The 20,496-nt window shown below is 47.7% G+C and carries 20 protein-coding genes; 18 read left to right on the top strand and 2 right to left on the bottom strand.

Going from position 1 to position 20,496, the window contains the following annotated elements; all coding sequences use genetic code 11:
* The first annotated feature begins 1 nt into the window (after window position 1).
* Genes A1sIIB76_RS05245 through A1sIIB76_RS05230 form a run of 4 tightly spaced genes read left to right on the top strand, consistent with a single transcriptional unit; the run spans window position 2 to window position 3,564 of the window.
* Window positions 2-1,090, top strand: a complete 1,089-nt coding sequence (locus tag A1sIIB76_RS05245; protein ID WP_095697152.1) for a glycoside hydrolase family 88 protein — start codon at window positions 2-4, stop codon at window positions 1,088-1,090.
* On the top strand, window positions 1,087-1,806 hold the full coding sequence (locus A1sIIB76_RS05240; RefSeq protein ID WP_095675158.1) for a FadR/GntR family transcriptional regulator: 720 nt from the start codon (window positions 1,087-1,089) through the stop codon (window positions 1,804-1,806). Before A1sIIB76_RS05245 ends, A1sIIB76_RS05240 begins: the two co-directional genes overlap by 4 nt.
* Window positions 1,806-2,594: an enoyl-CoA hydratase/isomerase family protein gene (locus A1sIIB76_RS05235; RefSeq protein WP_095697151.1), complete on the top strand. Its 789-nt coding sequence runs from the start codon at window positions 1,806-1,808 to the stop codon at window positions 2,592-2,594. Before A1sIIB76_RS05240 ends, A1sIIB76_RS05235 begins: the two co-directional genes overlap by 1 nt.
* Window positions 2,595-2,607: 13 nt before the next feature.
* The gene (locus tag A1sIIB76_RS05230; protein WP_095697150.1) at window positions 2,608-3,564 is read left to right on the top strand and encodes an MBL fold metallo-hydrolase; all 957 of its coding nucleotides are present in this window, start codon (window positions 2,608-2,610) and stop codon (window positions 3,562-3,564) included.
* A 3-nt stretch (window positions 3,565-3,567) separates the two neighbouring features.
* Here the strand turns inward: A1sIIB76_RS05230 and A1sIIB76_RS05225 are convergent, their stop codons facing one another.
* Entirely contained in the window at window positions 3,568-4,293 is a 726-nt protein-coding gene (locus tag A1sIIB76_RS05225; protein WP_095697149.1) for a PIG-L deacetylase family protein, read from the bottom strand.
* 28 nt (window positions 4,294-4,321) lie between these two features.
* Between A1sIIB76_RS05225 and pcrA the strand changes: the two genes are divergently transcribed.
* The 11 genes from pcrA (at window position 4,322) to A1sIIB76_RS05170 (ending at window position 15,906) form a co-directional block, all read left to right on the top strand.
* Entirely contained in the window at window positions 4,322-6,565 is a 2,244-nt protein-coding gene (gene pcrA / locus A1sIIB76_RS05220) for a DNA helicase PcrA (RefSeq protein ID WP_095697148.1), read from the top strand.
* Between the two features lie 65 nt (window positions 6,566-6,630).
* Window positions 6,631-7,797, top strand: coding sequence for an ADP-forming succinate--CoA ligase subunit beta (gene sucC / locus A1sIIB76_RS05215; protein WP_095697147.1), 1,167 nt, complete (start codon window positions 6,631-6,633; stop codon window positions 7,795-7,797).
* Window positions 7,797-8,678, top strand: a complete 882-nt coding sequence (sucD, locus tag A1sIIB76_RS05210) for a succinate--CoA ligase subunit alpha (RefSeq protein ID WP_095697146.1) — start codon at window positions 7,797-7,799, stop codon at window positions 8,676-8,678. Before sucC ends, sucD begins: the two co-directional genes overlap by 1 nt.
* Before the next feature lie 7 nt (window positions 8,679-8,685).
* On the top strand, window positions 8,686-9,771 hold the full coding sequence (locus A1sIIB76_RS05205) for a cell division protein PerM (protein WP_095697145.1): 1,086 nt from the start codon (window positions 8,686-8,688) through the stop codon (window positions 9,769-9,771).
* Entirely contained in the window at window positions 9,768-10,340 is a 573-nt protein-coding gene (gene purN / locus A1sIIB76_RS05200) for a phosphoribosylglycinamide formyltransferase (protein WP_095697144.1), read from the top strand. Before A1sIIB76_RS05205 ends, purN begins: the two co-directional genes overlap by 4 nt.
* Window positions 10,333-11,880 (top strand): bifunctional phosphoribosylaminoimidazolecarboxamide formyltransferase/IMP cyclohydrolase, encoded by a 1,548-nt coding sequence (purH, locus tag A1sIIB76_RS05195; protein ID WP_095697143.1) that lies wholly within the window; start codon window positions 10,333-10,335, stop codon window positions 11,878-11,880. The genes purN and purH overlap by 8 nt, the downstream gene beginning before the upstream one ends.
* A 21-nt stretch (window positions 11,881-11,901) precedes the next feature.
* On the top strand, window positions 11,902-12,744 hold the full coding sequence (locus A1sIIB76_RS05190; RefSeq protein WP_095697142.1) for a bifunctional methylenetetrahydrofolate dehydrogenase/methenyltetrahydrofolate cyclohydrolase: 843 nt from the start codon (window positions 11,902-11,904) through the stop codon (window positions 12,742-12,744).
* Window positions 12,732-12,959, top strand: coding sequence for a hypothetical protein (locus tag A1sIIB76_RS05185; RefSeq protein WP_095675147.1), 228 nt, complete (start codon window positions 12,732-12,734; stop codon window positions 12,957-12,959). Before A1sIIB76_RS05190 ends, A1sIIB76_RS05185 begins: the two co-directional genes overlap by 13 nt.
* Window positions 12,960-13,017: 58 nt before the next feature.
* Complete coding sequence (gene mdh, locus A1sIIB76_RS05180; protein WP_095675146.1) at window positions 13,018-13,968, top strand: malate dehydrogenase; 951 nt, start codon at window positions 13,018-13,020, stop codon at window positions 13,966-13,968.
* Window positions 13,969-13,996: 28 nt separating this feature from the next.
* On the top strand, window positions 13,997-15,211 hold the full coding sequence (locus A1sIIB76_RS05175; RefSeq protein WP_095684958.1) for an NADP-dependent isocitrate dehydrogenase: 1,215 nt from the start codon (window positions 13,997-13,999) through the stop codon (window positions 15,209-15,211).
* 5 nt (window positions 15,212-15,216) lie between these two features.
* Window positions 15,217-15,906, top strand: coding sequence for a Type 1 glutamine amidotransferase-like domain-containing protein (locus tag A1sIIB76_RS05170; RefSeq protein WP_095675144.1), 690 nt, complete (start codon window positions 15,217-15,219; stop codon window positions 15,904-15,906).
* Window positions 15,907-15,959: 53 nt separating this feature from the next.
* Here A1sIIB76_RS05170 and A1sIIB76_RS05165 read toward each other — a convergent pair whose 3' ends face one another.
* A complete protein-coding gene (locus A1sIIB76_RS05165; protein ID WP_095675143.1) occupies window positions 15,960-17,042 on the bottom strand; it encodes an ABC transporter ATP-binding protein in 1,083 nt (360 codons plus the stop codon).
* Between the two features lie 136 nt (window positions 17,043-17,178).
* Between A1sIIB76_RS05165 and A1sIIB76_RS05160 the strand changes: the two genes are divergently transcribed.
* Genes A1sIIB76_RS05160 through A1sIIB76_RS05150 form a run of 3 tightly spaced genes read left to right on the top strand, consistent with a single transcriptional unit; the run spans window position 17,179 to window position 20,470 of the window.
* Window positions 17,179-18,474: a hemolysin family protein gene (locus A1sIIB76_RS05160; protein WP_095697141.1), complete on the top strand. Its 1,296-nt coding sequence runs from the start codon at window positions 17,179-17,181 to the stop codon at window positions 18,472-18,474.
* Between the two features lie 20 nt (window positions 18,475-18,494).
* Entirely contained in the window at window positions 18,495-19,487 is a 993-nt protein-coding gene (gene trpS, locus A1sIIB76_RS05155; protein WP_095697140.1) for a tryptophan--tRNA ligase, read from the top strand.
* Window positions 19,487-20,470: a BMP family lipoprotein gene (locus A1sIIB76_RS05150; protein ID WP_095697139.1), complete on the top strand. Its 984-nt coding sequence runs from the start codon at window positions 19,487-19,489 to the stop codon at window positions 20,468-20,470. Before trpS ends, A1sIIB76_RS05150 begins: the two co-directional genes overlap by 1 nt.
* Window positions 20,471-20,496: the final 26 nt, after the last annotated feature.

Below are 20,496 nucleotides of genomic sequence, written 5' to 3'. Positions count from 1 at the left end.
GATGACTCAGGCACCCGCACTCCCATCGCGAGAAGAAAGACTTCTACTTCTAGAAAAGGTAGGCAAGTCTCTGCTTGCAATGCCGTACAAGAGTTGGAATTTTGGCGATTCCACAGGATTTGAGGGAATTCTGGAAGCAGGCCGATTACTCAAGGATCCCACTTATTTTTCATTTGCAAATGGCTGGATTCGCGCCTGGGCAAGCCGACCAGAACCATTTCGACGCCTTGATTGCACAGCACCCGGTGTTGCAATGGTGGAAATCGCTCATGAGACAAAAGATAAAGCGATTATCGATTCACTCAATCTATTAGCTGCATATCTAATGAGCCGCACAAAAGACCGTGGAATTTATGACACCTGGGAATCACTCTGTTTGATTCCACCATATGGCGGGGAAGAGCTTCCAACAAATGAAGCAAAGTGGCTGGCAAACCCACCAGGGGGAACATGCATCGACTGTCTTCACTTTGATCCACCATTTTTCACCGCACTTGGTAAAGAAACAGGTAGAGAAGATTTGGTTACCGTTGGAGTCGAACAGGCGCACGCATATATTGATGCGCTACAAAAAGAAAATGGGATTTTTGATCACTTCTTTATGAATGGCGTCGAAGGAACTTGGGCGCCAGGTTGGGGTCGTGGCCAAGGATGGGCCTTACTCGGAATGATGGATGTGCTGAAGAACATTTCACTCAATCATCCGGGACGCAAGAAAATTGAAGATGCTTCAACGAAACTGATTTATTCTATGATTAAACTTCAGCGCGAAGATGGTCGCTGGTGGTGTGTTGTTGATAGCGAACGATCAGGTGAAGAAGGTTCCACTGCAGGCTTTATGGCAACTGGTTTTGCTCGCGCAATCAAGCTTGGAATAGTTGATGAGTCGATTGTGAAACCAGCCATGATCAAAGCACTTGCCGGGGTGATTGCAGATACAGATTCTGCCGGTGAACTTCAAAATGTGACTGCCGCAGTCATGGCATCAACCCGAAAGTCACATTATGAATTTACGCCACGTGGATTCTCAGTTCCTTGGGGACAAGGACCTGTCGCACTTGCTATCTGCGAAACTGATTCACTCCTATGAAAACTAAGATGGCGCGCAACCTGCCAACCCAGATTGTCATCTCACTGGGCAACCAAATAGTCTCTGGTCAAGTTGCGCCGGGCTCAGTGATTACATCTGATGTGCTGGAAGCTCAATTTGGAGTCAGTCGCACCGTAGTCCGGGAAGCTCTCAAAGTGCTTCACGACAAGGGTTTAACTCGTGCTCGCACTAAGACCGGAACGATTGTGCTGGAGCGACATGAGTGGAATTTATTGGATCCTGACGTGATCTCTTGGCTACAGGCATCTGGGCTTGGCCGAGAATTAGTTCGCGATTTAGAAGAAGTTCGAGCGAGCTATGAACCATGGGTAGCTCGAATTGCTGCGAAACGACGCGGAAGTAAAGATATCTCTGTCCTCACCAATTCATTGAAGAAAATGACAGATGCCTTTTATCAAGAGGGACCACAATCTGAAGCAATCGGTGAAGCAGATGCGGCATTTCATCAAGCTCTTTTGGATGCCACGCAGAATGAGTTGATGAAACGTATTGGAAAACTATTCATTCCACTTTTGAAGATTAGAGATGACATGGTTCGCCACGTTGTCGATGATGGAGACTTTCTGATTCAACATCAAGCAGTTCTGGACGCAATTGTTGAGGAAGATGCTGATCTAGCCGAAGCCGCCATGAAAGTACTTCTCAGCCAAGCGATACAAGCATCGACAGATGCTCGTAAGAAATCTCCACGATAATGAGAACTTTGCCAGGGTTGCCAGATGAATTGCTCTTTGTACAAGATGGAGCAGTTGCCACTATAACTTTAAACCGCCCAGAGAAGCTCAATACAATGACGCCTGCAATGGGTAAGGCCATCATCCAATTAGTCACCTACATTAATAATGAGGATTCCATTCGCGTGGTCATCCTGACCGGAACTGGAAGTAGAGCGTTCTCGGCTGGAAGTGATGTAAAAGTTCTTGATGACTATGGGTCTAATTGGCAGTTACGAAACCGGATTGATTACGCTCGCGAACTTTGGAAGATTCGTAAACCAGTAATTGCGAAAATTAGAGGCTATTGCATCGGTGGTGGACTCGAAATGGCGCTGATGTCTGACATTCGTTATGCAACTCCCGATTCCAGATTTGCTGCTGGGGAGATAAAACTTGGATGGCATGGAGGAGCAGGCAACACGCAGCTTCTTCCACGTGTGATGTCACCTGGCAGAGCACTTGAAATGTTACTCACAGGGGACATGGTGAGCGCAGAGGAGGCGCGTGATTGGGGCCTAGTCGACAGAATTTTCGATGATGCTGATATTGATGCAAAGGTAGCCGATCTCGCAGCTCGAATCGCAGGAAATGCTCCTATCGCTTCAGAACTGGCAAAACATCTGGTGCGAGTCTCAATGTCAACTGCTGTAGATGTTGGGTTGCAGTACGAGAATGACACTTTTGCATATTGCTTCACAACCGAAGATAGCGATGAAGGCCGAGCGGCCTTTACCGAAAAAAGAAAACCGAATTTCAAAGGAAGATAGGGAAAGGCAAAAAATGGAGATACTCCCAGGTTTACATCGCATTGAATGTCCAATTGGGCCTCGTTATGTGGCCCTCTATGCCATCGTTGGCAAAGTTGATATTTTGCTTGTCGATACCGGTTTTGATGGCTCGATACGTGAAACCTTAGTTCCATACTTTAAAGAACATAATCTTTCACTGAGCAAAGTTCGCTATGCCATTAATACACACTCAGATTACGACCATACTGGTGGCAATGGCGCAGTCAAAGAGCTGATGCCAAATGCATTGATATGTTGTGGTGAACGAGATCGTCCGATGATTGAAGACCTTCAGATTATGATTGATGATCGATATAACGAATTTGCTCATGACCACGGGTTTGCAGAATCGCAAGAAGCGGTCGATTTCATTCGTACCGTTGCCTTTGAAAGTAAAGTAGATATTGGTTTTGCCGGTAATGAGCGAATTGATTTAGGCGGACGCATGGTAGAGATACTCCATACACCTGGACACTCATGGGGACATTTATCTGTACTCGACGAACAGACTGGTGCAGTAATTATCGGAGACGCAGTTTTAGGTGAGTCAGTTCTCCTTGCAGATGGTGCTCCAGCATTCCCACCCACATATAGATTTGTTGAGGCATATCGTTCAACAATTCGACTTTTAAAGGCCTACAAACCAAGTGAAGTACTGACATCACACTATCCACGATATAAAGGTCAACTTGGTCTTGATTTTCTAGATCTATCTCTTGCGTACACGGATCGAATTGAAAAAATTTGCTTCGAGACTATTCAAGAAGTAGCTAAGCCGATAACCATGCTAGAACTGATTGAGATCGCACATACTCGAATGGGACCATGGCCAGATCCTGCATATAAATATCTGGTCTACCCCGTACTTGGACATCTTGAAGTACTTGAATCCTATGGAAAAATCAAGAGAAGCAAAAATAGTGCGGGAATCGATACCTTCAGTATCTAATATTTAATTCGTATTGACGATTTTGAATGCTTCGGCGATTCGACCCTCTGGAAGTTCGCCTAAGCCAGCGTTACGTTGGCCCCATTCGCGCAGCATTTCTTCCAGGTTTTCCATATGTGATGTCTGGGAAGCATGTTCTTTCAGCGCCGCCAATTTAAAGTGGAATGTGTCGGTGATATCAACGAAGTGATCTGGATGTGCGTGACCCTGCATCCAGACTTCTTTCACCTTCCACGGTTGTAGACCTTCTTTTTCCAATAAATCTGTAAAGGCAAATGGGTTACGGGCATCGGGATAGACCGCTTGAATAGTGGCTTCACCTGCAGCTAGGTGATCTGGATGGCTGGCACCGATGCGTTCCCAATTGCGCTCAGGTGATTGGCAGATCATACGATCTGGTTTCACTCGGCGAATTTGCCTGACAATATCTTTGCGTAGCTCGATAGTCGGTTCAAGATGACCGTCTACATAATTCAGGAATGTGACATCACTAATTCCGAGTGCGGCACATGCTGCGCGTTGTTCTCTCTGACGCACTGCCGGCATCTCTTCTTTGGTAAGTCCAGATTCTTCGCCACCTTGGTCGCCATTTGTGCACAGCACATAAGAGACTTCAATGCCTTGCGCCACCCACTGCGCGATAGTTCCTGAGGCTCCGAAATCTGAATCATCGGGGTGGGCGTTGATAACTAAAACGCGCTTGATCTCTGAATCTGCAATCGGCTCCATGATGCACAAGCCTAATAGACTCCGCGGCATGAGCGCGACCGACCCATTGCTAGACGGACTCAATCCGCAGCAACAGAAGGCGGTTTCCCATGCCGGATCACCGCTGCTGGTTGTGGCAGGTGCTGGTTCTGGAAAGACGCGCGTGCTCACACGCCGAATTGCATACATTATGGCTAGACGCGATGTGCGCCCCTATGAAATCTTGGCGATTACATTTACCAATAAGGCTGCCGGTGAGATGAAAGAGCGGGTCACTGAACTTGTTGGCCCTGTTGCAAAGTCAATGTGGGTCTCTACATTCCACTCATCGTGTGTGCGCATGTTGCGCCAAGAGGTGGAACGACTTGGCTACAGCAGTACTTTCAGTATTTATGACTCAGCCGATTCTCAGAAGCTCATTTCACGAGTCATGGAGACGCTCAATCTTGATTCCAAGCGTTATCCAGTGCGCCAATTCCAGAATCTGATTTCTAATGCAAAGAATGAATTACAGACTCCTTATGAATACTTAAGTCAGGCTAGCAATCAATTCGAAACCATCGTTGCTGATGTCTATACCCTCTATGAAAAGCGGCTGCAGCAGGCCAACGCCATGGATTTTGATGACTTGATCATGAAGACTGTTCAGGTATTGCAGAAATTCCCTGAAGCCAAGGCTCGCTTTCGCTCTCGCTTTCGCCATATTTTAATTGATGAGTATCAAGATACAAATCATGCTCAGTACCAATTAGTAAAAGAACTTACCGGCGTTGAAGGAGACGGCTTCCCACTGGCAGAGCTCTGTGTTGTTGGAGACGCCGACCAATCTATCTATGGCTTTCGTGGGGCAACAATTCGAAATATTCTGCAATTTGAAGTTGATTACCCAAACGCAACTACGGTCTTACTTGAACAGAACTATCGCTCCACCCAGAATATTCTCAGCGCCGCGAATGCGGTCATCACTAAGAATGAATCTCGCAAAGAGAAGAATCTGTGGTCTGATGCTGGTGCAGGTGCGCCACTGACTGGATACGTTGCAGAATCTGAGTATGACGAAGCTGAATTCATTGAGGGCGAGATTCGTTCACTGCAGGATATGGGCCACTCAAACCCGGGCGATACCGCCATCTTCTATCGCACAAATGCTCAATCTCGTATCTTCGAAGAAGTGTTTATGCGTGCAGCAATTCCATATAAAGTCGTTGGTGGGCTGCGCTTCTATGAGCGCAAAGAGGTAAAGGATCTACTGGCATACCTTCGGGTGCTGGCCAATCCTGATGATGAAGTTTCACTGCGTCGAGTTATTAACTTTCCTAAGCGGGGTATTGGAGATCGCGCCCTGGAAGAAGTTGAGTTGTTCGCCGAATTACACGGCATTTCATTCTGGAACGCGCTTTTGCGAGTAACAGAGGCAACAGCGGTGCCAAATAAAGCTGCCCACTCCATTAGTTCCTTCACCTCCATGCTCACAGCTCTGCAAACTCTGGTGGAAGCAAAGACAAAACCTTCCGTGATTATTGAAGCAGTCCTTGAGCAATCTGGGTTGCTTACTGAACTTGAGGCAAGTACAGATTCGCAAGATGAAGTGCGAGTGGAGAACCTGAAGGAACTTGTTTCAGCCTCGATGGATTATGAAGGGCGCCCATTTGAAGAGCTCATTGAAGATGAAGAGATTTCACTTTCAGGATTCCTGGAGAAAGTTTCACTTGTGGCCGATGCCGATGAAATTCCAGATGGAGCCGATCATGGGGGAGTTGTCACCCTCATGACTCTGCACACCGCTAAAGGTTTGGAATTTCCAACAGTCTTTCTCACCGGAATGGAAGATGGAATATTTCCCCATGCCCGCACCCTCGATGATCCGAAAGAGATTGAAGAAGAGCGCAGACTTGCCTATGTGGGTCTTACTAGGGCGGAGAAACGTCTCTACATTTCTCGCGCTGAATATCGCTTAACTTTTGGAACACCTAAATACAATCCGGCATCACGATTCCTCGATGAGATTCCTGCTGAACTTATTCAATGGAATAGCGAAGCTCGTTCATCTTTTACATCCTCATCCGGTGTGAAGAAATCTCGACTTCCATCAGGGCCACCGCCACGAGCCACGGGAAAGAAATCAACAGCGATGGCACTTGTCGTGGGACAGCGTGTGTCACATGACACATTCGGACTTGGCACCGTCGTTTCACTTGCCGGCGAGGGCGATAAATCAGAGGCGACCATTAACTTCGGCGCCTACGGTGATAAACGCCTGCTGCTTCGATATGCCCCTGTCACAGCGCTATAAATTAAGCCTTTAGGATTAGGGGCATACACGTCCTGCTCATTAGCCACACCTGAAGGAGCCCATTAGTGGATCTCTACGAATACCAAGCACGCGATCTCTTTGAAAAGCATAACGTTCCAGTATTACAAGGAGCAGTCGCTACAACAGCAGATCAAGCACACGATGCAGCCGCCAAGATGGGTGGCAAAGTAGTTGTTAAGGCGCAGGTAAAAGTTGGTGGGCGCGGAAAAGCTGGCGGTGTAAAGCTGGCAGTTGACGCAAATGATGCAAAGGAAAAAGCAGGAGCCATTCTTGGAATGGATATTAAAGGCCACACTGTTCATAAAGTGATGATTGCTCAGGCCGCACCTATCGTTGATGAATATTACGTTTCCATACTGCTTGATCGATCTAACCGCACCTTTCTTGTGATGGCATCGGTTGCCGGCGGTATGGATATTGAAGAAGTTGCTCATACTGCGCCAGAGAAATTGGCAAAGGTGCCAGTTAGCGCCGTCGATGGAATTTCATTGGCAAAGGCGACAGAGATTGTTACCCAAGCACAATTTCCCGCAGATGTTGCGGCGCAAGTTGCAGATGTGCTGGTCAAACTTTGGGAAACTTTCCAATCAGAAGATGCCACGCTCGTTGAAGTAAATCCACTTGTAAAGACAGAAGATGGTCGTGTTGTCGCACTTGACGGGAAAGTAACTCTCGATGAGAACGCTGATTTTCGCCAACCAGATCATGAGGCTCTGGTAGATCACGACTCCACCAATGCCCTAGAAGCAGCTGCCAAAGAGAAGGGACTGAACTACGTCAAGCTTGATAGTGGTCAAGTTGGAATCATTGGAAACGGCGCTGGTCTTGTGATGTCTACCCTCGATGTTGTTGCCTATGCTGGAGAAAAATTCGGCGGAATGCGCCCAGCGAACTTCCTTGATATTGGTGGCGGTGCTTCAGCCCAAGTGATGGCAGATGGTCTATCCATCATTCTTGGTGATTCAGATGTGAAGAGCGTATTAGTTAACGTCTTTGGCGGAATCACTGCATGTGATGCGGTTGCAAATGGCATCGTTCAAGCCCTGGAACTACTTGGACCGAAGGCAACGAAGCCAATCGTTGTTCGACTCGATGGAAATAACGTTATTGAAGGTCGTGCAATTCTTAGCGCAGCTAACCACCCATTGGTGGAGCAGGCGCAGACTATGGATGGAGCAGCATCACGTGCTGCAGAATTGGCGGCCAAGTAATGTCAATCTTTATTAATTCAGCAAGCAAGATAATCGTTCAAGGAATGACTGGTTCTGAAGGAACTAAGCACACCCGTCGCATGTTGGCATCAGGTTCCAAAGTTGTTGGTGGTGTGACACCCGGTAAGGGTGGACAGTCAGTCGATATCGATGGCACATCACTTCCAGTGTTTAACACAGTAGCTGAGGCAATGACAGCAACTGGAGCCAACGTTTCAGTGGTCTTCGTGCCGCCAAAGTTTGCTAAGGCAGCGGTCATTGATGCAATCGACGCCAAGATGCCGCTTGTTGTTGTCATCACTGAAGGTATTCCGGTGCACGATTCAGCATTCTTCTATGCCTACTCGCTTCAAAAAGGCACCACACAAATCATCGGCCCCAACTGTCCAGGGCTGATTAGCCCCGAACAATCAAATGTTGGCATCATTCCAGCAGATATTACAAAGCGTGGACCGATTGGCTTGGTATCAAAGTCAGGAACTCTTACTTATCAAATGATGTACGAACTTCGCGATATCGGATTCTCAACAGCTGTTGGTATTGGTGGAGACCCAGTTATTGGAACCACCCATATTGATTGCCTACGTGCATTCCAAGATGATCCTGAAACAACTGCAATTGTGATGATTGGTGAAATTGGTGGCGATGCCGAAGAGCGGGCAGCTGCATTTATCGCTGAATATGTCACCAAGCCAGTTGTGGGTTACGTTGCCGGATTCACCGCTCCTGAAGGAAAAACTATGGGACATGCTGGTGCAATCGTTTCTGGTTCATCCGGTACTGCGCAAGCTAAGAAAGATGCACTTGAAGCAGCTGGCGTGAAAGTGGGACAAACACCAAGTGAAACTGCGCAATTAATGCGCGACATACTAGGTCGTTAATCCCACGATGCAACGCGTCCTCCTGGTCTCGTTGTCTCATGTATTTCGTAGTGCTGCATTTCTACTGCTGCCATTCTCTTTTATTGCACTGATTGCTTGGTCTACAGCAGGTAGCGCAAGCGGATCAACTACAGATCCCATACGTGGAGCGCTCTGGATCTGGCTCGGCGCTCATCACATTCCATTTCAACTCTCCCTTCCACCAACTGGTGTTGCTGGCTATCTCACCTACTTGCCTATAGGTGCAGTAGTTCTGCCAATTCTTGTTATTCGCTCCTCATTTACGCGCGCTCTCGAGCGACTTAAGGGTGATTACCACGACCTTAATGTTGTGAGACTTAACTTCTCAATCATTTATGCACTACTCGTCACCATTTTGGCGTTCATGAGCAGATCAAACACGGTTGCAGTGCAGTGGTATCTAGCCCCACTCTTTGCATTTGCCATCGCTCTGATTTCAACTCTGACAGTGGGTAGTCGGGTAGTGCCATCACGCCCACTTCAAATGAGTGCTCGAGTTTTATCAGTTCTCCTAGGAGTTTCATTCATCGTCGTATCAGTACTTATCTTCATCAATTTTTCTCAGGTGAGAACAATTACGACCTCGCTACAGCCCGGAATCTTTGGTGGAGTACTACTCCTCTTTCTCAATATTCTCTATCTACCGAATGCAGCCATTGCCGGTGCGTCTTATTTTTCAGGAACTGGATTGGCAGTTGGCGCTGGAACTCTGATTTCACCGCATTCATATAGCTTGGGCGAGATTCCAGCCCTGCCACTTCTTGGAATTCTTCCAGTGGGCCCAAAACCTCTTGCACTGTTTGGAATACTTTTCTTTATTGGCCTTGGTGCACTTTTAGGTTATCTGACAGCAAATTTCGATTTCCGCGCGATCATCCAGAGCTATCTCTTTACAGTCGTTGGTCTGGTAGTTCTTGGCTATCTTGCAAGTGGATCACTGATTACCGCAGAGATGGGCGCCATGGGCGTTTCAATCTGGAAGTTCGCACTCTCCATCGCCCTCGAAATGGGAATAGGTCTAGCTGTCACAATATTTATTTCCAATAAGGTATTAAATAGAGGCGTTCGGTGAAGCGAGTTGTCATTCTTGCTTCCGGCGGTGGAACGCTGGCACAGGCCATTTTCGATGCGCGCTCAACAACTTTGGCTGATGTAGATATTGTGGCAGTCATCTCTGATCAGAAAGATGCTCACGTTATTGCCAGAGCAGAAGCAGCGCAGATTGAGTCTTTTGTTGTTCCCATGATGGCCGATCGCACACAATGGGATCGAGAGCTCGAGACACTCCTTGGCGCACTCAAGCCTGACCTCGTGGTTAGCGCTGGGTTCATGCGCTTACTCTCAGCTATGACAGTTGAGAGATTTAAGATCATTAATAGCCATCCTTCACTTCTGCCGCTCTTTCCAGGTGCTCATGCAGTTCGTGACGCCCTGCAAGCAGGAGCCACTCAAAGCGGCACGACAATTCATTGGGTTGATGCTGGGTTAGATACCGGGGAAATTATCGCTCAAGAAAAACTCGAGATAGGTAGTGGGGAAACCGAGGAGTCTCTACACGAGCGCATTAAGATTCTGGAACGCGGTCTCATCGTTGCGACTATTGCATCGATACTGGCTACGCAGGAGAAGAATAATGGCTAATCGCAAACCGATTCGTAGGGCGCTAGTCAGTGTTTATGACAAAGTGCGATTGCTCGAACTTGGCAAAGTTCTGGTTGAAGCTGGCGTTGAAATACTTTCCACTGGTTCTACTGCCAAAACACTGCAGGACGCTGGAATACCAGTAACCGAGGTGAGCGCCTATACCGGTTTTCCAGAAATTATGGGTGGTCGCGTAAAGACTCTGCACCCGAAGATTCATTCAGGAATTTTGGCCGATCAGAATAATCCAGAACATCTGAAAGCAATTGCAGATCTTGATATCGAACCCTTTGATCTTGTTGTCATTAACTTGTATCCGTTTGCAGCAACACTTGCCTCAGGTGCTGATTTTGCTGAGTGTATTGAGCAGATTGATATCGGTGGCCCATCAATGTTGCGCGGGGCAGCCAAAAACCATGGTTCTGTTGCAGTTATCTGCAATACATCGCAATATGACCAGCTCTTTGCATCCATAAAAGCCGGTGGATTTAGCGATGAAGAGCGAAAGTTACTTGCTCTGGAAGTATTTCGCACAACAGCGGAATACGACCTCACCATCGCAAGTTGGCTTGGCTCAACAGTGAGCGATGAGATTCAAGATCTTGATTGGCTTGGTCTAATTTTCAAGCGCGAGAATTCCCTTCGTTATGGCGAGAACCCACATCAGCAAGCTGCCATTTATCGTGGTGGCCCATCGGGAATTGTGAATGCAGTGCAATCACATGGCAAGGAGATGTCATTTAACAATTACACCGATGCCGATGCAGCGTGGCGAGCGGCTTTGGATCATGTCGAACCATGTGTGGCAATCATTAAGCACGCCAACCCATGCGGCATCGCAGTCGGAAAAGATATTGCGCAAGCGTATGCAAAGGCACATTTATGCGATCCAGTATCGGCATTTGGCGGGGTGGTAGCGGCAAATCGCACGATCACTGCTGCGATGGCGCAGTCTCTTTCGGAAGTATTTACTGAAGTAATCATTGCGCCAGAATATGAGAGCGCTGCGTTAGAAATACTGATGAAGAAACCCTCCATTCGAATTCTTACATGCGCTCATACTCGAATCTCGCCTCTTGAAATTCGCCCCGTCTCAGGTGGCGTGTTAGTGCAAGAGACTGATCTCATTGCAGCCGATGGTGATGATCTAAAGAATTGGAAGCAAGTAACTGGCGCCGCACTTTCACCCGATGTCATGCGCGATCTTGAATTTGCATGGCGCGCTGTTCGCGCCGTGAAGAGCAACGCCATTCTTCTTGCTAAAGATGGCGCAGCGGTAGGAATCGGAATGGGGCAAGTCAACCGCGTTGATTCTGCAAAGCTGGCCGTTGATCGCGCTGGAGCTCGCGTTGCAGGAAGTGTGGGCGCTTCCGATGCATTCTTCCCATTTGCTGATGGTCTTGAGATTCTTAGCGCAGCCGGGGTGATAGCAATCGTGCAGCCAGGTGGCAGCGTTCGTGATGAGGAAGTGATTGCTGCGGCAACTAAGGCTGGAATAGCGATGTTCTTCACTTCAACCCGACATTTCTCGCACGCCTAGAGCAACGATTAAGATAAAGCCATGAGCGCGCAAATACTTGATGGCAAGGCACTTGCTGCAACCATCAAGAAAGATCTCACAGCGCGCACGCAGGCACTGAAAGCTAAAGGCATCATCCCAGGCCTTGGAACGATCTTGGTGGGCGATGATCCAGGTTCGCATTCTTATGTTGGTGGAAAACATAGAGATTGCCAGGAAGTAGGAATCAATTCGATCCGGATAGACCTACCGGCAACTGCAACACAAGCCGATGTATTGGTGGCCATTAAAGATCTCAACGCTGCCAAAGAGTGCACTGGATATATCGTGCAACTTCCGCTTCCAGGTTCGATTAATACGCAACTTATTCTAGAAGCCATTGATCCCACAAAAGATGCTGATGGTTTGCACCCACTTAATTTAGGTCGACTCGTTGCCGGCTACCAAGCACCGCTTCCATGCACCCCACGCGGAATTGTTGAGCTTATTAACCACTATAAAATTCCACTTTCAGGTGCAGAAGTTGTTGTCATCGGACGTGGACTTACTGTTGGTCGCCCGCTTGGGCTCTTGCTTACCCGTAAGCAAGAAAATGCAACGGTAACTCTGACACACACTGGTACCAAAGATTTGCTCGCTCACACTAAGCGAGCCGATATTGTGATTGCAGCTATCGGACAACCACACTTCTTAAAGGCGGCAATGATTAAAGCGGGTGCAGCAGTTCTCGATGTCGGGATCTCACGAACTGATGCTGGGCTCATCGGTGATGTTGATCCAGGTGTATTCGAGGTCGCATCATTCGTTGCACCAATGCCAGGTGGTGTTGGGCCCATGACTCGTGCCATGTTGCTGATGAATGTGGTCGATGCATGCGAGCGATAAACGCCCTACAACTTCGTATTGCATACATAGTTATTTCACTCGGAGTTCTCCTTGGTATTGCAGGATTTGTCCGTACTGGAGCGCTGCTTATTTCGGCGGGCACCGGTGTGATTGCGCTCTCGCAGTGGGGGGCTCGCTCTTTCGAGCGCTATCTGCCGCTAACGATAGCCGTGGTGCTTTTCGGGCTGGCAATTGCACTTCCTAATGGGTTGTAGAATTCTCTCGATATCAAGATAAATACGTTCAATACATCAAGGTAGATAAAGGATCGCTATGGCAAAGAAAGTCACCGTTGTAGGTGCAGGTTTCTATGGTTCAACAACAGCCCTTCGGTTAGCCGAATACAACATCTTCGATGAAGTTGTACTCACCGATATTCTTGAAGGAAAGCCAGAAGGTTTGGCCCTTGATATGAACCAATCTCGCTCAATCGAAGGTTTTGAAACGCGCATCACTGGCGCGACAACCACGGCTGAAGGTGCTGGATATGAAAAGACAGCTAACTCTGATGTTGTAGTGATTACGGCAGGACTTCCACGTAAGCCGGGAATGAGTCGCATGGATTTAATTGGTGTTAATGCCGGAATCGTTCGTGGAGTTGCTGAAAATATTGCAAAGCATTCACCAAATGCCGTCATCATCGTGGTCTCTAATCCACTCGATGAGATGACAGCCCTGGCACAGATTGCTACCAACTTTCCGAAGAACCGCGTGATGGGTCAAGCAGGAATGCTCGACACTGCACGCTTTACCAACTTTGTAGCAGAAAAACTGGGAGTGCCGGTTTCTTCAGTGAAAACTCTGACGCTGGGTTCACACGGTGACACAATGGTTCCGGTTCCAAGTCGCTGCACAGTTAATGGCGTTGCACTTTCTGAGAAGTTATCCCAAACTGAAATTGACGAACTAGTTGATCGCACACGCAACGGTGGCGCCGAAGTAGTTGCACTTCTGAAAACTGGCTCTGCTTACTACGCGCCATCTGCAGCAGCAGCGCGTATGGCTAAAGCAGTAATTGAAGATTCTGGTGATGTCATGCCGGTCTGTGCCTGGGTTGATGGCGAATACGGAATCTCTGGCGTCTATCTCGGTGTGGAAGCAGAGATTGGCAAGGTAGGCATTCGCAAAGTTGTGGAGAGCGCACTGACAGATGCAGAGGTTGCCTCACTGAAGGAAGCCGCAGAAGCTGTTCGTGCAAAGCAAGCAGACGTTCAAACACTGTAATTAAGTAGAAGCTAATCGGGAGAAGATAATGTCAAAGATTAAAGTAGCAGGCACAGTTGTTGAGCTAGATGGCGATGAGATGACTCGCATTATCTGGCAGTTCATCAAAGACAAATTAATCTTGCCTTACCTCGATGTAAACCTTGAGTACTACGACCTTGGCATGGAACACCGTGATGCAACCGATGATCAAGTAACAATCGACTCTGCTCGCGCAATCCAGAAGCACGGCGTGGGAATTAAGTGCGCGACCATTACTCCCGATGAAGCTCGCGTTAAAGAATTTGACCTCAAGAAGATGTGGAAGTCTCCTAACGGAACGATTCGCAACATCCTTGGTGGTGTTATATTCCGCGAACCAATTATTATCAGCAACGTTCCGCGCTTAGTTCCACACTGGACTAAGCCAATTGTCATTGGCCGCCACGCTTTCGGTGATCAATACCGCGCAACTGATTTCAAGGTACCAGGAGCTGGAAAACTCACCCTCTCATTTGTGCCAGAAGATGGATCTGCTCCACAGGAGTTTGAAGTGTTTAACTTCGAATCTTCAGGCGTTGCAATGGCTATGTATAACGTTGATGACTCAATCCGTGACTTCGCTCGTGCCTCCTTGAACTATGGACTTCTTCGTAAGTTCCCGGTCTATCTCTCAACCAAGAACACAATTCTTAAAGCCTACGATGGACGCTTCAAAGATATCTTTGAAGAGATCTATCAAGTTGAATTCAAGACGCAATTTGAGGCCGCAGGTATTTGGTATGAACACCGCCTGATTGATGACATGGTTGCCATGTCATTGCGTATGGAAGGCGGATATGTCTGGGCCTGTAAGAACTACGACGGAGATGTGCAGTCAGATACCGTCGCACAAGGTTATGGCTCACTTGGTCTCATGACATCTGTGCTCATGACGCCAGATGGAAAGATTTGCGAGTCAGAGGCAGCCCATGGAACTGTGACTCGTCACTACCGTGAGCACCAAGCAGGTAAAGCGACTTCAACAAATCCGATCGCTTCCATCTTCGCTTGGACCCAGGGCTTAGCCCACCGTGCCAAGCTTGATAACAACGCTGAGCTTGCTAAGTTCACTAAAACTCTCGAGCGAGTATGTATTGAAACGGTCGAGCAGGGAAAGATGACTAAGGATTTAGCGGTACTGATTTCTAAAGATGCGCCATACCAAACAACTGAGCAGTTCCTTGATTCCATTGATGAGAATCTCAAGAAAGCAATGGCTTAAATCAATTGATAAATCAGGACTCTGGTGCAATAGCACTTGTTGGTTCTGGCGAATATTCACTGCAGATGCAGGAGCTAGAAACCGAGCTCCTGCATTTAGCTATTTCTAAAGGTAAGAAAAACACTTTTGTGCAGATCCCAACTGCGTCTTCGCATGAGGGGCAATCACGCCGCGAACATTGGCAATCACTCGGAAGAGAGCAAGCAGATCGCATCGGAAGTCAGTGCGTTTACTTACCTATTCATGAACGTGAAGATGCATTTAACCTAGACTTTCTAGATTTGATTGCTGATGCTGGACTTATCTATTTTTCTGGGGGAGACCCACACAGAGTTGCCGAAATCTTTAGTGGTTCTCCACTCTGGGAAGAAATCATTAAGCAATGGAATTCAGGAACTTCCCTTGCTGGGTGTTCAGCTGGCGCTATGGCTTTTGGGGGCACCATTATGGGCTTGCGTCGCTCAAACCATAGTCCAGGGCTATCACTCTTGCCAGATATTGAAGTGATTCCACACTATGACAAAATGTTAGGTTGGCTACCAGAGCGAGTTGCATCCTTTGTTTTAAAATCTGATTCTCAGTCTGTACTTCTTGGAATAGATGAATACACGGCGTTGGTGCATACCGATTCATGGCGGCGGGCAGGACGCGGGAAAGTACATGTTCTGCGCGGATCCCTTGATTTCACAGAATAAGAAACCCGCCGTAGAAAACTACGACGGGCCACTTACTTAAATATTAGCTGTGATTAATTAACTCGCCCACCTGTTGCAGAATCAAAGAGGTGAACTGCACCCGGTAAGTTAGTGACGGTAACGATCTGTCCCGCCTTTGGTGGGTTCTTTGGATCCCAGCGCACAATTACTTGAGCGCCTTCATCGACAGCATTTGCGAACTTGATGCTTGCATCGGCCGGCTTGCCATAGACAAATGCATCAGAACCAAGTTCTTCGACAACTTCAACATGAACTTGGAATCCCTTATCTGCTGGAACTAATCCTTCTGGACGAATTCCCACGGTCACAGTTGAACCTGCTGATGCGGGAACATCGATATCAAGATCTCCAAGGTGTGCCTTGCCACCAGATACTGGAGCAATAAGTAAGTTCATGGCAGGTGAACCAATAAATCCAGCAACAAATGCATTTCCTGGCTTGTCATAGAGATTACGAGGTGTATCAACCTGCTGTAGCAATCCATCTTTAAGAACTGCAACGCGATCGCCCATTGTCATCGCTTCCACTTGATCGTGAGTGACATAGACAGTAGTAATTCCAAGACGGCGCTGAAGCGCGGCGATTTGGGTACGAGTTGCAACACGCAACTTCGCATCAAGGTTGGAGAGTGGTTCATCCATAAGGAAGACCTGTGGTTCACGCACAATTGCGCGACCCATTGCAACGCGCTGACGTTGACCACCAGAGAGAGCCTTTGGCTTGCGCTCAAGATATGGTTCAAGGTCGAGTAACTTTGCAGCTTCACGAACGCGCTTATCGCGTTCAGCCTTATCGATACCGGCGATCTTTAGAGCGAAGCCCATATTTTCGGCAACGGTCATGTGTGGGTAGAGCGCATAGGACTGGAAGACCATTGCGATATCGCGATCTTTTGGTGCGACATTTGTTACATCGCGATCACCGATAAGAATTCGACCACCGTCGATTTCTTCTAGACCTGCAAGCATGCGAAGTGATGTTGACTTTCCGCATCCTGATGGTCCGACGAGTACTAAGAACTCACCATCTGCAACGGTGAGGTTGAGCTTATCTACTGCTGGAGTTGTGGTTCCTGGATAGATACGTGAAGCATTTTCGAATATGACTGATGCCATCTTTTTTCACCTTCCTTATCCGGGCAGGTACGTGCCCGACGATCCGTGGAGTAAGGCGCTGGTCGGGTGACCAGCGTGGCTAAGGGTATGTCAGCGGCAGGCGGGAGGCAATTACGCTCGGTAGACTTCTCCCATCATGGAAAGTGACCCGAGTACCCCACTTATTAGCTCCATCCTGATTGTTGTAGGCCTCATCGTTACCGGCGGACTCTTTGTAGCTGCTGAGATCGCACTTATCTCATTACGCGAAAGTCAGGTTAAACAATTAGCGCTGCGCGGAAAGCGCGGAGCAATCGTTGCCAAGTTAGCAGCTAATCCCAATCGATTACTTGGAGCACTCCAGGTTGGTGTCACGCTTACAGGATTTCTCTCTGCCGCATTGGGCGCAGAGAAACTTGGAGTTTATGTCATTCCATGGCTAGAAGATCTTGGTGTGCCAACGAAATCTGCAGACACCACGTCACTCATCGGCGTCACCTTAGTCATTGCTTACTTCTCACTTGTATTCGGTGAACTCGTTCCAAAACGGTTGGCGCTATTTCGCACCGAACAAATTGCGCTCGCCTCTGCTTTATTCATTGATTTCGTGGCCAATCTTTTCAGGCCAATCATTTGGGTCTTATCTCACTCTACAAACCTTATTGTTCGCCTCTTCGGTATTGATCCAAAGGAGCAGCGCACAGCCATCTCTGAAGAAGAGCTACTGGATCTTGTGGCTGGCCATGCCGCCCTCACCGATGAAGAACGCGACATTGTGGAAGAAGTATTTAACGCTTCAGAGCGACAAGTGCACGAAGTCATGGTCCCTCGCACAGAAGTAGATTTCATGGATGCTTCTCTCACTGTTGGAAAAGCGATTGCACTGGCTATCGAAAAAGCACACTCTCGCTACCCGGTCGTGCGTGGATCCTCTGATGAAGTCATTGGCTTTATCCATGTTCGAGATTTGTTAGACACCAGCCTTGCGAATTCAAATGCAAAGATTCAAGAGCTTGCTCGAAACATCATGTATCTGCCAGGGACAAAAGCAATTTTGCCGGCCCTGACTGAGATGCGAAAGCAACGTCAGCACCTGGCTATTGTCCTTGATGAGTACGGCGGAACCGATGGCATCGTCACCCTCGAGGATCTCGTGGAAACTCTCATCGGAGATATCCGAGATGAATATGACTCCGATGAGGTAGAAATTTCGGAAGAATCACATACTGGCGATTTTGAAATTGATGGTCTGATTTCACTCGAGGATTTACAAGAAGAGTCCGGGGTTGAGTTACCCGAAGGTCCATATGAGACCGCAGGCGGATTTGTCATGCATTTTTTAGGGCGTATTCCGGTTGAGAACGACATCGTTGGAGTAAATGGAGTTCGAATCACAGTGCTTTCCATGGAAGGCAAGCGCGCTGGTCGACTATTAATCTCACGTAACTACTAAGGCGTGCGAGAATTACACCCATGAAGCGCGTCTTATCTGGAATTCAACCCACAAGTGATTCTTTCCACTTAGGAAATTATCTAGGTGCAGTCAAGCAATGGGTTGAGCTGCAAGATGGCCATGATGCTTTCTACTGCATTGTTGATCTACATGCTCTGACCGTTGAGACAGATCCAGTACTACTTCGAAAGCGCACGCTTGCTTCTGCCGCGCAATTAATCGCACTCGGCATCTCACCTGAAAAATCAACGCTCTTTGTTCAATCTCAAGTTCCACAACACAATCAACTGGGTTGGATTATGGAGTGCCTGACTGGTTTTGGTGAAGCAAGCCGCATGACGCAATTTAAAGATAAATCTTCTAAATCTGGCGCCGATTCCTCTCGCGTTGCGCTCTTTACATATCCCATGCTGCAAGCTGCAGATATCTTGCTCTATCAGGCGCACTATGTTCCGGTCGGTGAGGATCAACGTCAACACATTGAACTCACTCGCGATTTAGCCGGACGATTTAATTCACGCTACGGCCAGACCTTCCAATTGCCAGAAGCCTACATTTTAAAGACCGCTGCAAAAATTAATGACATTCAAGAACCTACTTCCAAAATGAGTAAGTCATCAGGCGCCGTTGCGGGAGTCATTGAGATTATGGATTCACCAGATGCTAACTTGAAGAAGATTAAGAGTGCGGTCACCGATGCTGGTCGCGAAGTCACATTCGATGCGGCCAAAAAACCTGGCATCAGTAATTTGCTTACTATCCATTCCGCGCTTTCTGGCAGAACAATTGCCGAGCTCGAAAATGAATTTGCCGGCAAGGGTTACGGAGATTTTAAGGCAGCTGTTGCAGAGGTAGTTGTTGAATACCTACGCCCCATTCGCACTCGAGCACTTGAGCTCCTAGAAGATGAGAAGCATCTACTTGATATTTTGCACCAGGGTTCAGCTAAAGCCCGCACAGTTGCAGAAGCCACTCTTGCAGATACATATAAGAACCTCGGGGTAGTTCTTTAATGAAACTGCGCATGGCACTTGCCTGTGCGCTGATTTTTGGCGTGCTCACTCCGGCGCCCAGTTCGGCAGATACAGCCACCATTGGAGTTGCCTACGATCTTGGTGGACGTGGAGATAAATCTTTTAATGATGCCACCGCAGCAGGCTTAGAAAAGGCTAAGAAGTCACTCGATTTTGGTATTGAAGCAGTGGTTACTGATGGAACCTCTGAAGACCGCGATAAGAGAATTCGTAGCTTGATTACAAAGAAGTGCGCTCTGATTATCGCTGTTGGCGAGGGATACGGCCCAACTTTGCAAGCACTCGCCTTTGAATTCCCCAATACGCAATTTGCCATTATTAATGACGCAAGCGTTGCGGCAGTAAATGTCAGCTCTATCATCTTTGCTGAAACCCAAGGAGCCTACTTGGCGGGTTTTAGCGCCGCACAAATTTCACAGACTGGCAAGGTTGCGATGATTGCCAACACAAATCAAGCTGATTTATTCAAAAATGGTTTTAGCGCAGGCGTCTTAGCTAGCAAGAAAAAGGTTATTCCCATCGTGAAATATGTTTCTGGCTCCTACTCATTGGCGGCAAGTCAGGTGATTTCTGTTGGTGCAGATGTCATCTATTTGAGCACTCAAGGATCTGACGCCGAGGTATTCAAGGTAATTGTCTCCAACAATATGAAGAAAAGTGCCAAAAAAGTTTCACTCATAAATATCGAGCCAGATCAATACTTGGCCGTGACAAGCCAAACCAAGAAATTTTTGGCTGCAACAGTTGTTAAACGAGTGGATAAGGCAATTATTGACATCATCTCCAAATCACTTTCAGGTGATCAATTTCTGGATTATCTCGACCTAGATGCCGGCCTATTTGGCACCCGCTACGGCATTGATGGCGGAGGAATAGAGTTCACCATCCGATCCAAGGAGTTATTGGCGAAAAGTGATGCAATCAATATTGCAGCCGCCACAGCTGAAAAAATCACCGAATAGCACTCAACTTCAACTTGAGAGTTTTC

It is taken from the genome of Candidatus Planktophila versatilis (genome assembly GCF_002288265.1).
Taxonomy (GTDB): Bacteria; Actinomycetota; Actinomycetes; order Nanopelagicales; family Nanopelagicaceae; genus Planktophila; species Planktophila versatilis.
Note: the sequence above shows the minus strand (reverse complement) of the source record. Positions and strands in the feature narration are given on the sequence as shown.